This is a genomic window from Micromonospora sp. NPDC047756, assembly GCF_055587245.1.
Window position 1 is genome coordinate 515,698 of sequence record NZ_JBVJGQ010000004.1, and the last position, 11,957, is coordinate 527,654.

12 protein-coding genes are annotated in these 11,957 nt (G+C 72.0%); 5 read left to right on the forward strand and 7 right to left on the reverse strand.

Features of this window, described 5'->3' with window-relative positions:
* Window positions 1-5 precede the first annotated feature (5 nt).
* The 6 genes from ACZ6NZ_RS15585 to ACZ6NZ_RS15610 form a co-directional block, all read right to left on the reverse strand.
* Complete coding sequence (locus tag ACZ6NZ_RS15585; RefSeq protein ID WP_465858706.1) at window positions 6-401, reverse strand: phage holin family protein; 396 nt, start codon at window positions 399-401, stop codon at window positions 6-8.
* Window positions 398-1,036 (reverse strand): hypothetical protein, encoded by a 639-nt coding sequence (locus ACZ6NZ_RS15590; RefSeq protein WP_465858707.1) that lies wholly within the window; start codon window positions 1,034-1,036, stop codon window positions 398-400. Before ACZ6NZ_RS15590 ends, ACZ6NZ_RS15585 begins: the two co-directional genes overlap by 4 nt.
* 277 nt (window positions 1,037-1,313) lie before the next feature.
* Complete coding sequence (locus ACZ6NZ_RS15595) at window positions 1,314-1,748, reverse strand: DUF3263 domain-containing protein (RefSeq protein WP_465858708.1); 435 nt, start codon at window positions 1,746-1,748, stop codon at window positions 1,314-1,316.
* Between the two features lie 110 nt (window positions 1,749-1,858).
* Window positions 1,859-2,875, reverse strand: a complete 1,017-nt coding sequence (locus tag ACZ6NZ_RS15600) for an ABC transporter permease subunit (protein ID WP_465858709.1) — start codon at window positions 2,873-2,875, stop codon at window positions 1,859-1,861.
* Window positions 2,872-3,882, reverse strand: coding sequence for an ABC transporter ATP-binding protein (locus ACZ6NZ_RS15605; RefSeq protein WP_465858710.1), 1,011 nt, complete (start codon window positions 3,880-3,882; stop codon window positions 2,872-2,874). Before ACZ6NZ_RS15605 ends, ACZ6NZ_RS15600 begins: the two co-directional genes overlap by 4 nt.
* 120 nt (window positions 3,883-4,002) lie before the next feature.
* A complete protein-coding gene (locus ACZ6NZ_RS15610) occupies window positions 4,003-4,788 on the reverse strand; it encodes a DeoR/GlpR family DNA-binding transcription regulator (RefSeq protein WP_112605171.1) in 786 nt (261 codons plus the stop codon).
* 200 nt (window positions 4,789-4,988) lie between these two features.
* On the opposite strand from ACZ6NZ_RS15610, the gene ACZ6NZ_RS15615 reads away from it, so the two are divergent.
* Genes ACZ6NZ_RS15615 through nagA form a run of 3 tightly spaced genes read left to right on the forward strand, consistent with a single transcriptional unit; the run spans window position 4,989 to window position 8,004 of the window.
* Window positions 4,989-5,918, forward strand: coding sequence for an SIS domain-containing protein (locus tag ACZ6NZ_RS15615; RefSeq protein ID WP_465858711.1), 930 nt, complete (start codon window positions 4,989-4,991; stop codon window positions 5,916-5,918).
* The gene (locus tag ACZ6NZ_RS15620) at window positions 5,915-6,898 is read left to right on the forward strand and encodes an ROK family protein (protein WP_465858712.1); all 984 of its coding nucleotides are present in this window, start codon (window positions 5,915-5,917) and stop codon (window positions 6,896-6,898) included. Before ACZ6NZ_RS15615 ends, ACZ6NZ_RS15620 begins: the two co-directional genes overlap by 4 nt.
* Window positions 6,895-8,004, forward strand: coding sequence for an N-acetylglucosamine-6-phosphate deacetylase (gene nagA, locus ACZ6NZ_RS15625; RefSeq protein ID WP_465858713.1), 1,110 nt, complete (start codon window positions 6,895-6,897; stop codon window positions 8,002-8,004). The genes ACZ6NZ_RS15620 and nagA overlap by 4 nt, the downstream gene beginning before the upstream one ends.
* Before the next feature lie 612 nt (window positions 8,005-8,616).
* On the opposite strand, the gene ACZ6NZ_RS15630 is transcribed toward nagA, so the two are convergent.
* Entirely contained in the window at window positions 8,617-9,858 is a 1,242-nt protein-coding gene (locus ACZ6NZ_RS15630) for a DUF4032 domain-containing protein (protein ID WP_465858714.1), read from the reverse strand.
* Window positions 9,859-9,959: 101 nt separating this feature from the next.
* On the opposite strand from ACZ6NZ_RS15630, the gene ACZ6NZ_RS15635 reads away from it, so the two are divergent.
* Window positions 9,960-10,697 (forward strand): phosphatase PAP2 family protein, encoded by a 738-nt coding sequence (locus tag ACZ6NZ_RS15635; RefSeq protein ID WP_465858879.1) that lies wholly within the window; start codon window positions 9,960-9,962, stop codon window positions 10,695-10,697.
* A 10-nt stretch (window positions 10,698-10,707) separates the two neighbouring features.
* Window positions 10,708-11,943 carry an APC family permease gene (locus ACZ6NZ_RS15640; RefSeq protein WP_465858715.1) on the forward strand — a complete coding sequence of 412 codons (1,236 nt, stop codon included), beginning with the start codon at window positions 10,708-10,710 and terminating at the stop codon, window positions 11,941-11,943.
* The last annotated feature ends 14 nt before the right edge of the window (window positions 11,944-11,957 follow it).

An 11,957-nucleotide genomic window follows, 5' to 3' on the forward strand; every position in this document is an offset into this window, starting at 1 on the left:
CTCGTTCACCGACCTCGCAGGGCGTCCGGCAACTCCCGGGCAGTCTGCTTCGTCCGGGGCAGAACCGTACGAGCCCGCTTCAACTGGGTCCGGGCGTTGATGAAGAGGCCACCGGCCACGGCCGCCCAGAGGACCGCGATGATCAGCGCCGCCCACCCCTGGTCCATCGTGTTGGACAGCCCCCACCAGAGGGCGTACGACACGAAGAGCACAGCCAGAAATCCGGCCAGCCCGGCGGCACCGAACATGCCGCCCGCCTTGCCCACCTGGCTGGCTTCCTCGCGAAGCTCGGCCTTGGCCAGTTCGACCTCCTTGCGGACCAGGGTGGACATGTCCCGGGTCACGTCGCCGATCAGCTCGCCGACCGAGGCCTGGGTCCGCTCCTTCTCCGGGGCGCTCACGGTGCCACCCCGCCCGGCAGGTCCCGCGCCTGCGCACCGGGAGGCGAGACGTTCTGCGCCCGCGCCGTACCCACGTACGGCTGCTGACCGGCGTCTGCCGGGGCACCCGGTGCGGATGACGGAGCACCGGACGCGCCCGCAGACCGACCGTTGCCCGAGGCCGGCGCGGTCAGGCCACGGGTGAGCCGCCCAACCAGCAGCCCGGCCACCGCCGCGCCCGCGAGGAACGTCGTCGGATGCTGCCGCGCGTACCTGCGAACCTCGTCGAGCACCTCGCCGGGTTCGCGCGCGTCGAGCCAACCGGCGGCCTGTTGGGCGGTGTCGGCCGCCTTGCGTACCACCTGACCGGCCAACCCGGAATCGCCGTCCCGTTCGGCCATCGAACTGAGGTTCTGACCCAGGTCGCGCAGGCCTGCGGCGGCCCGCCGCTGCTGCGTCTGCGCCTGATCACGAAGTTGCCCGGTGGCCTCACCTGTCAACTGCTGGGCCTGTCGCCGCGCCTCTGCGGCCACCTGCCCGCCCTGCTCAGCCGCAGTATGGGCGACCTGCCCCCCAGCCTGGGCGGCCTGCTGGCCGACGCGCGACGCTTCCTGGCGGGCCTGCTGTCCGGTGCCGCTCTGGTTCGTTGCCGTCATACCCCGCTCCCTTCCTGGGCCCGAGGTCGCGTGCGACCCCGGAACGCCTCCCGCGTACCCGCCGGGCCACCCGCCATGCGACCGCAACAGGCCCGCCCGGCCCGCCGACCACCTCCGCGATCTTGCACTTTCTGCCCCGACAAAGGCCCCGAAGAACGCAAATCGGCAACAGAAAGTGCAAGATCGCCGGGGCGGAGGGCGGGGTGGGGCGGGGTGGGTGGGGTGGGACGGGACGGGACGGAGGGTGGGATGGGGTGGGGTGGGGTGGGGTGGGGGGTTAGCGGCGGCGGTTGCGGGCTCGGGAGGAGCGCAGGCGGCGGAGTCGGCTGATCAGCACCGGGTCGGCAGCGAGGGCTGCCGGATTGTCCAGCAGGCCGTTGAGCAGCTGGTAGTACCGGGTCGACGAGATTCCGAAGGTGTCCCGGACGGCCTGCTCCTTGGCGCCGGCGTGCCGCCACCACTGCTGCTCGAAGGCGAGGATGGCCCGCTCCCGCTCGGTCAGCCCCGCCGCCGGGTCAGCCGGCTGCGCCGCGTCGGCGGCGGGAGGCGCGTCGGCGGCGGGAGGCGCGTCGGCGGCGGGAGGCGCGGCGGCGGTCTCGATGGACGGCGCCGGTCGGGGGTTCGGGACGGTCGGCCCGGCAGCACCCGCAGGCTCACCCGGACGAGCGTCGGTGGACGGCTCGGGGGCGGCCGGGGAGGTGTCGGCGGACATGTCGTTCAGCCTAGTCAGCGACGACCAGGGACGCAGCAGGCGGCGCGGCCGGTCCGTACCGCCGGGAACCCCGACGGCCGGGCCGGCCGCGCCGCGTCACTTCGGTCCGGTCAGGTGATGTCGCGGCGACGCATCGTCCAGAGCGCCGCCCCGAGGATCACCAGCACCGAGACCGAGAGCAGAACCGAGGACTGCTGCCAGGTGATGTCCATGGTGGCCGGCTTGCACTCCCCGAAGTAGGTCGCGTTGCAGGACCTCCAGTCCTCCAGGGTGACCGTCTTCGTCATCCAGGCCAGGATGTACGTGGGCAGCAGCCAGGCCTCGGCGAACCGCACGCCCGCCATTCCCAGCAGGATGCCCAGACCGAACTGCCCGACGACCATCACCGCCACCACGCCACCGAGGGCCATCGCGGTGTGCCGACCCAACGAGGCGAGGGCGAAGCCGATGGTGGTGAGCACCAGGACCAGCGCCACTCCGCGCAGGCTGGTCAGCAGGAACGACTGCCAGACCCCGGAAGTCATCTTCTCGGTGCTGCCCCGGAACGTGGCGACCGCCCAGAACCCGGCGAACCACAGCACCGCGGCCGGGAGCGTCACCGCCAGGATGCCGGTGAGCAGCGCGGCCAGCTTGGTGAGCAGTACGGTGAGCCGCTTCGGCCGCCAGAGCAGCAGGTTCATCATGCCGCCGGTGCTCCACTCGGCCCCGACGAAGGACGCGCCGATGACGAACCCGACCAGGGCGAGGATCGCCGCGAACGGGATCAGCGTCTCGTCGAACGTCTTGGCGAAGTCGAACGTCGAGGGCAGGAACCAGTCGGCCTGGATCTGGTCCCGGGGTGGGGGAGTGATCACCGAGCAGTCGTCCGGGAACGGCCGGTCGCTCGCCGTACCGGCCGTTTTGGCCTTCTCGCACTCCGCGCGCTCCTGCTCGCTCCAGCGCACCTGTTCCTGGTACTGCTGGTCGGCCTGGCGCTCGGCCCGAGCGAGCTGAGTGGCGTCGATCTTCTGGTTGGTGAAGAACACCCCGACCACCACCGCGACCAGCACCAGCAGGCCGAGCAGCGTCGAGTAGCGGGTGAAGCGCCGCTTGGTGAGCCGGCGCAGCTCCGTACGAAAGAGGCTCACGCGCCCCACCCTCCCCCGGCGGGACCGGGCTGACCCGCCCCGCCAACCTTCGTAGACTCGTCGACCTGCCGATGCTGACCGGGTACCGGCGCGGTGGCGGTCAGTTCGAGGAAGACGCTCTCCAGATCGACGGCGATCGGCGACAACTCGCTGACGTAGAGGTTCTTCTCGGCGAGCAGCCGCGTCACCGAAGCCGGCTTGTCGACGCCGGTCAGCATCAGGTGGTCCGGGTGACCGGTGACCCGGATTCCCGCCTGGGTCAGCGCCTCGGTGGCCACCGGCAGGTCGCTGACCGCCTCCAGCCGGATCCGGACCGCACCGGACGAGTGCTGCGCGAGCACCTCGTCGACGGGACCGAACGCGACCCGCCGGCCCAGCGAGATGATGGTGACCGAGTCGCAGATCAGCTGGATCTCACCGAGGATGTGGCTGGACAGCACCACGGTCATTCCGGACTCGGCGAGGGTGCGCATCAGCGTGCGCATCTCCCGGATGCCGCCCGGGTCGAGGCCGTTGGCCGGCTCGTCCAGGATGAGCAGCTTCGGGTTCTTGAGCAGGGCCGAGGCCACGGCGAGCCGCTGCTTCATGCCCAACGAGTACGTCTTGACCCGCTCGCCGGCCCGATCGCGCAGCCCGACGAGTTCCAGGACCTCGTCGACGCGGACGGCCGGCACGTCGCCCGCACCGGCGAGCAGGGACAGCGTGTCCCGGGCCGTGAAGTGCGGGAAGAACTGAGGGCTTTCCACGATCGCGCCGACCTGGCCGGCGACGGTGGGCAGCGAATCGGGAACCTCGTGCCCGAGCAGCGCCATCCGGCCGCCGTCGGGTCGGATCAGGCCGAGCAGGGTACGCAGCGTAGTGGTCTTGCCTGACCCGTTGGGACCCAGGAAGCCGTGCACCTGCCCCGCGTCGACCCGCATGTCGAAGCCGTCGAGCGCGTTGCGGGTGCCGCGTCGACGACTCTTGTACGTCTTACGTAGACCTTCGATCTCCAGGACAGCTGGCAAGCTGCACCTCCCCCGATGGTGGGCGTGACAGCCGACACCATACGCGGTATGCAGAAGTGCGCAATACCCGGTATGCATCGACGCGCCGAATAGGCCGTTTCATCGACGGAGCGTGACCCCTCAGGCGCAGATGACCTGGACGCCGGCAGCGCGGAACGCCTCCACCACCTCCGGCGCGGCACCGGAGTCGGTCACCAGCGTCTCCACCCGCTCGACCGGGCAGATCCGGGCGAAGGCGTGACCGCCCAGCTTGGACGAGTCCGCGATGATCACCACGCGCTTGGCGCGGGCCACCATCAGGTTGTTCATCGCCGCCTCCCCCTCATGGTGGGCAGCGGCACCGAGCTGCGGGTCGATGGCGTCCACGCCGAGCAGGGCGACGTCCAGAGTGACCTCGCGCAGCAGCGCCCCGCCCAGCGGGCCGACCAGCTCGAACGACTTCGGCCGCACCACACCGCCGGCCACCACGACCTTCATCCGGGACCGGACCAGCAGCTCGTTGGCGATGTTCAGCGCGTTCGTCACCACGGTGAGCTGAGCACCCTCGGCGCTGGTGTTCAGATCCGGTCGCACGGCGAGCGCCCTCGCCACCTCGGTGCTGGTGGTGCCACCGTTCAGGCCGACCACGGTGCCCGGCGTGACGAGCGCGGCGGCGGCGGCCCCGATCCGCTGCTTCTCGGCCGAGTGCTTGGCCGTCTTGTAGCGAAGCGGCAGGTCGTACGACACGCCGTTGGCGACCGCGCCACCCCGGGTCCGGGTGATCATTTGTTGCTGCGCGAGCTGGTCGAAGTCACGCCGGATGGTGGCCTGGGAGACGTCCAGCCGCTCGGCTGCCGCCTCGACGCTGACCCGGCCGTTGTCGGTCAGCATTTCGAGCAGGGCGTTCCACCTGGCGTACCGGTCCACTGCGGGGGCCCTCCCAGCAACTGCACGGACGGTGATTGATTGCGTGCACACTAGTGCGCGAAACTAGGCTGGCGCAAAAGACTGACCTGCGCGATCGGCCGGCCGGTTGCCATGGTCACCCGCGTTCGCGCAGAATAACGCGCGAAATGCGGGTCTAACGAGCCGTAATGCGCATTGATCGGCCCTGCGAGGAGTTTCCCATGGCGTACGTGGACGCGGAGATCGCGAGCCAGCCCGACTGCTGGCGGGACGCGGCCAGGCTGGCCGAGGTCGTACGCGGGGACCTGCCGCGCCCCGGGGAGCGGGTCGCCGTCGTCGGTTGCGGCACGTCGTGGTTCATGGCGATGGCGTACGCGGCCCGCCGTGAGCAGGCCGGCCAGGGTGAGACCGACGCGTTCCAGGCGTCCGAGTTCCCCGCCGGCCGCCGCTACGACCGGCTGATCGCGATCACCCGTTCCGGCACCACCACCGAGGTGCTGGAGCTGCTCGCCGCGCTGCGCGGACAAACACCCACCACTGTGATCGTCGGCGACCCCGCGTCCCCGGCGGTCGAGCTGGCCACCGCCACCGTGGCCCTGCCCTTCGCCGACGAACGGTCGGTGGTGCAGACCCGCTTCGCGACCACGGCGCTGGCCCTGCTCCGGGCTCAACTCGGCGACCCGGTGACAGCGCTCGCCGCCGACGCCGAGGTGGCGGTGCGATCCCCGTTGCCGATCGACCCGGCCACCATCGAGCAGGTCACCTTCCTCGGTCGGGGGTGGACGGTCGGTCTGGCCCAGGAGGCGGCGCTGAAGTGCCGCGAGGCGGCCACCTTCTGGGCCGAGGCGTACCCGGCGATGGACTACCGGCACGGTCCCATCTCGGTCGCCGCGCCGGGCCGGCTGGTCTGGGCGTTCGGCGAGCTGCCCGAGGGGTTGCCCGAGGATGTGGCGGCCACCGGCGCGGCCTTCGTGCACAGCCGCACACACGGCTGGCGCACGGTGCTGGGCAGCTGGTCCGCAGGCCGTACCCCGGTCGACCCGATGGCCGACCTGATCCTGGCCCAGCGCTTCGCGGTCGCGCTGGCCACCAGCCGGGGCCTCGACCCGGACGCGCCCCGCCACCTGACCCGGTCCGTGGTGTTGGCGTGAGCGACGACCGCGTGGTCGTTGCGCTGGACGTCGGCGGCACCGGCATGAAGTGCGCCCTGGTCCGACCGGACGGCGTCGTGGTGCGCACCGAACGGCACGCCACCGACGCCGCACGCGGCCCGGCCGCCGTGGTCGGCACCATCCTGGACGTGGCCGGCGGGCTGGCCGACAAGGCCCGCGCAGACGGGCTCACCCCGATCGCGGTGGGCATCGCCGTGCCCGGAGTGGTGGACGAGGCACGCGGCGTCGCGGTCTGGTCGGCGAACGTGGGCTTCCGGGACGTACCCCTGCGGGACCTGGCCGTGCGGCGGCTCGGCCTGCCGACGGCGCTCGGCCACGACGTGCGTGTCGGTGGTCTCGCCGAGGCCCGGCTCGGTGCGGGACGCGGCACCGGGCACGTGCTGTTCGTGGCGATCGGCACCGGCATCGCCGCCGCGCACGTCGTCGACGGCACGGCAGCGGTGGGAGCCCACGGCGCCGCCGGGGAGATCGGCCACATCCTGGTCCGGCCCGACGGTCCGCGCTGCGGCTGCGGCCGCCCCGGCTGCCTGGAGGCGGTCGCGTCAGCCGCCGCGATCGGCCGCCGCTACGCCGAACTCGCCGGCGACACCGCCGACGCGCCGGTGACCGCGGCCGAGGTGGCTGAACCGCCGGTAACGGCGGCCGAGGTGGCCCAGCGGGCAGCGGCCGGCGAACCGCTCGCCGGCCAGGTCTGGCAGGAGGCGATCGAGGCGCTCGCCGACGGCCTCGCCAGCGGGCAGGCGCTGTTCGACGTGGCGACGATCGTGCTCGGCGGCGGCCTGGCCCAGGCCGGGGACCGGCTGTTGACTCCGTTGCGGGCGGCGCTGCACGAACGGATGACCTTCCACCGGGAGCCGCAACTGGTCGCGGCAGCCCTCGGCGACGAGGCCGGTTGCCTCGGTGCCGCCCTGCTCGCCCTGGACGCCATGGGTGTCCGTGACCGTCAGGAGAAGCGATGACCGTACGGGTGAACGGCCGAGTGGTGACCCCGACCGGAGTCGTCCGACAGGGCTGCGTCGAGTGGGACGGTGATCGGATCACAGCCGTGGCCGAGTATCCGTCGGTGCGCGACGGGCACTGGATCGTGCCCGGCTTCGTCGACATGCACACGCACGGCGGCGGGGGGCACACCTTCACCACCGGGGACGCCGACGAGGCCCGCGCGGCCGCCGACTTCCACCTCGCCCATGGCACCACCACGCTGCTGGCCAGCCTGGTCAGTTCACCATTTGCGCTGATGCGTACGGCCACCGAGGCGTTCGCCCCATTGGTCGAGGACGGCGTGCTGGCAGGAATCCACTTCGAGGGGCCCTACCTGTCGGCCACCCGCTGTGGCGCGCAGAACCCGGAGTACCTGCGCGACCCGTCGACCGACGAGCTGACCGAGCTGATCCAGCTGGGCCGGGGCGCGATCCGGATGGTCACCCTCGCCCCGGAGCGCGACGGCGCGCTGGAGGCGATCAAGCTGCTCACCGCGCAGCGGGTGGTGGCGGCGGTGGGCCACACCGACGCCACGTACGAGCAGACCCGCGCCGCGGTCGCCGCCGGCGCCAGCGTCGGCACCCACCTGTTCAACGGCATGCGGCCGGTGCACCACCGTGAGCCGGGGCCGGTGGTGGCCCTGCTCGACGCGCCCACCGTGATCTGCGAGCTGGTCGCCGACGGGATTCACCTGCACGACGGAATGCTGACCTTCGCCACCGCGACCGCCGGCCCGGACCGCGCCGCGCTGATCACCGACGCGATGGCCGCCGCCGGCATGCCCGACGGCGAGTACGAGCTGGGCGGCCAGGCCGTCACCGTCGCCGACGGGGTGGCCCGACTCGCCCGCGACGGCGCGATCGCCGGCAGCACGCTGACCATGGACGCGGCACTGCGGCACGCCGTGAACGCCGGAATCCCGATCGCCGACGCCGCACGGATGGTGGCCACCACCCCGGCGCGGGCCATCGGCCTGGGCGATCGGGTCGGGTCCCTCCAGGTGGGCCTCCGCGCCGACCTGGTGGTGCTCGACGACGACCTCAACGTGGTGCGGGTGCTGCGCGCAGGCTCCTGGGTGGAGTGACGCGGCTGTCGCGGGGCTGACGCGCGGCTGTTGCGGCTGTTGCGCGGCTGACGCGGCTGCCGGGCGCCCCTGGGAAGGGCAGGCAGACGGGCTCGCGGGCGGACAGCGGGGTGGGGCGGGGAGCGCCGTCGGCAGGTAGGCGGGGTGGGGCACGACTCCACACGCTCGGTGTCGGCACATGGCCGCACGCTGCCCGCCCAGGGCTAGCCCGACAGTGCACCTAGAGAGCCTTTGGAGCTGAATCGTCTACGACATCAGCCCCAGTCCAGCCCAACCCAACCTGCGAACCCGGCCCACCCTCTGGCCAACGCAGCAGCCAGGCCCTACTCACGAGCCAGGCCCAACCCACGACCAAGCTCAACCCAGCAGCCCAACCCAGCCCATCGGTTCAGCCCAGCCGAGCGAGGGTGAATCGTTTACGACATCAGCTCCAAAGGCAACGGCTTGGATACGTCCGGGCCGCTGAGCCGGCGAGCAACCGGATGCGGGCCAGACCCCGGCCTCGAAGAGCCAGACCTCAAATCCGCAGGCCACGAACAACCGGGCCTCGAACAACCGGGCCACGAACAACCGGGCCACGAACAACCGGGCCACGAACAACCGGGCTGGGCCCTAGCTGAGGCTGGGGACGTCCACTCCGAGGACGGCCTGCTCGTCGGGGCGGTGCACCAGCACATCGGCCAGGTACGACTGGACCGCGTGGCGCATCCCGACGTCCCGGCCGGCCTGCTCGGAGAGCAGCCACTTGTGCTCGATGATCTGGGCGAACAGTTCCTGCGGCTCCAGCTTGCGGCGCAGGTGCGCGGGAACGGCCCGGACCACCGGCTCGAAGACCTCGGTGAGCCAGCGGTGGGCCGCCTGCTGCTCGTCGATCAGGTCGCTCTCGGCGCGGTAGGCATCCAGGTCGTTGAGCAGCTTGCGGGCCTGGTTCTCCTCGGCGTCCAGCCCGGTCAGCCGGAGCAGCCGCCTGGTGTGGTAGCCGGCGTCGACGACCTTCGGTCGAACCAGGAAACGCCCACCGTCGATGGACGACATGGCCACCTCGGCGACGTCGAAGCCCAGTTCGTTGAGGCGGCGGATCCGGCCCTCGATGTCGCGCCGGGCCTCGCGCTCGATCGCCTGCTCGTAGGTGATCTCGTGCCAGAGCCGCTCGTAGCGCTGCACGACCTCCTCGCACACCACCTCCGGGTCGATGGATTCGTGCAGCAGGCCGGCGGCCTGCAGATCCAGCGCCTCACCGAAGATGTTCACCCGGGCGATCTCCAGGTCCTCACCGCGCTGACCGTTGGAGAGCGAGTTGTGCAGGGCACCTGTCTCCGCGTCCACCAGGTAGGCGGCGAAGGCACCCGCGTCCCGCCGGAACAGCGTGTTCGACAGCGAGCAGTCGCCCCAGAAGAAGCCGGTCAGGTGCATCCGCACGATCAGGGCGGCGAGCGCGTCGAGCAGCCGGCTCATCGTCTCCGGGCGGAGGGTGTGCGAGAAGAGCGCCCGGTACGGCAGCGAGAACTGCAGGTGCCGGGTGATCAGCACCGATTCGAGCGGCTCCCCGTCCTCGGTCTGCCGGTCAGCGACGACCGCGACCGCCTCGACGGAGGGGAAGTCGATCCGCTCCAGGGCCCGGAGCAGGTCGTACTCCCGCTCGGCGATCCGCTCGCGGGTCTCCTTGAAGGCGTACACGTAGTCGCCCAACCGGACGAAACGGACGATGTGCCGGGAGATGCCCTGCGGCAGCGCCACCAGGTGCTGGGCAGGCCACTCCTCCAGCGGTGTCGACCAGGGCAGGTCGAGCAGCGCCGGGTCCACGAGGGCAGACGTGATCCGCACGGCACAAGCATGACTGGTCGCCCCCCGCATCCGCCTCTGATCGTGGTTGGGCCCACAGCGCCGCACACCCCGGCCTCGCGCCGGGCCGGTAGCGTGGTCGCGTGCTCAAACCCACAGTGGTACGACGTGACCTGCGGCTACGGTCCGTTCGCCCGGCCAGCTGGTGGTTCGACGCGCTCCTGCTGGTCGGTCTGGTCGGATTGACGGTGGCGCTCGCCGCCCACCAGCTCTTCGGATTGGACCGGGCGGTCGCCGACTGGGCCGACGGGCACCGGCCGGCGGCCGCGTACTGGGTCGCCCGGGTGCTGAACTTCCTCGGCCAGGGCACCCCGCTGACCCTGATCGGCGTCGGGCTGGGCGTGCTGCTGGCCGTCCGGCTGCGGTCGGTGCGGCCGATCCTGCTGCCGGTGGTCGGATTCGTGATCACCACCTTCACGATCGGTCCGCTGAAGGTCTGGACCGCGCGGGCGGCACCGAGCGCCAGCGTCAAGGAGCCGTTCCTGACACCCGAGCAGACTCTGCCGCTGTTCCACGACGACCTGCCGGTGCGGTTCGCCCAGTCCTACCCGTCGGGGCACGTCGCCAACGCGATCGTCTGGTACGGGGTCATCGCGCTGCTGCTCGCCCCACTGGCCCGCAGTTTCGGCCGGCAACTCCCGAGCCGGCTCGTCACCGTGATCCGCGTCGTACCGCCGCTGGTCGTCCTCACCACCACCACCTACCTCGGCTGGCACTGGTTGACCGACTCGGTCGCCGGGCTGCTGCTGGGCCTTCTCCTGGACCGGCTGCTGCACCGGGTGCCCTGGGACGATCTGCCGCTCCCCGGCCGGTTACGCGCGTGGGACCGGCCGTTCACCTCGTACCCCTAGGTTCTGATTCGTGGATCAACTGGCGCGGCGGCTGGGCGTACCCGATGCGGTTGTCATCGGGTTGGGCTCGATGCTGGGCGCGGGCGTCTTCGTGGTCTTCGGCCCGGCGGTGGCGGCGTCCGGCGGCGCCGGCCTGCTGCCCGCGCTGGCGCTCGCCGGCTTCGTGGCCTTCTGCAACGCGACCAGTTCGGCGCGGTTGGCGGCCCGGTACCCGGAGTCCGGTGGCACCTACGTCTACGGCCGGGAGCGCCTCGGGCCGTTCGCCGGCTTCCTGGCCGGTTGGGGCTTCGTGGTCGGCAAGACGGCGAGCTGCGCGGCGATGGCGTTGACCGTCGGGGCGTACCTCTGGCCGGGCCAGGCCCGACTGGTCGCCGTCGGCGCGGTGCTCGCGGTGACCGCCGTGAACCTGCGCGGCATCGGCAAAACCGCCACCGTGACCAGGGCGTTGGTCGCCCTGGTGCTGGCGGTGTTGGCAGTGGTCACCGTCGTCGGCCTGGTCGGTGGGCCGGTGCATCTGGACCGGCTCGGCGAGCCCGGCGGCTCGGCGCGGGGCGTGCTCACCGCCGCCGGGTTGCTGTTCTTCGCCTTCGCCGGGTACGCCCGGATCGCCACGCTGGGCGAGGAGGTCCGCGACCCGCAGCGGACCATTCCGCGCGCGGTGCCGCTGGCGCTCGGGGTGGTGCTCGTGATCTACCTGGTGCTGGCGACGGTCACCCTCGGCGTGCTCGGCGCCGACCGGCTGGCCGGATCCGCCGCGCCCCTGGTCGACGTGGTGACCGCCGCCGGGCTGCCCGGCCTGGCGTGGTTGGTCCGCGCCGGCGCCACCATCGCGGTCGTCGGGGTGCTGCTGTCCCTGGTGGCCGGGGTGGGTCGGACCACCCTCGCCATGGCCCGCCGCCGTGACCTGCCCGGTGCGCTGGCCGCCGTGCACCCGGTGCGCCAGGTGCCGCACCGCGCTGAACTGGCGGTGGCCGCCGTGGTGATCGTGGTGGTGCTGGTCGGCGACGTACGCGACGCGATCGGCTTCTCCAGCTGCACGGTGCTGGTCTACTACGCGATCACCAATGCGGCGGCGCTCACCCTGGGGCGGGACCCGGACCGGCGGTTGCCGGTCCGGGTGCTCGCCGTTCTCGGGCTGGTCGGGTGCCTGCTGCTCGCGGTCAACCTGCCGCTGAGCAGCGTGATCGCCGGCTTCGGTGTGCTCGCCGTCGGTGCCGCCTTCCACGCCCTGCGGGCCCGCCGATGACCCTGCCGGACGGC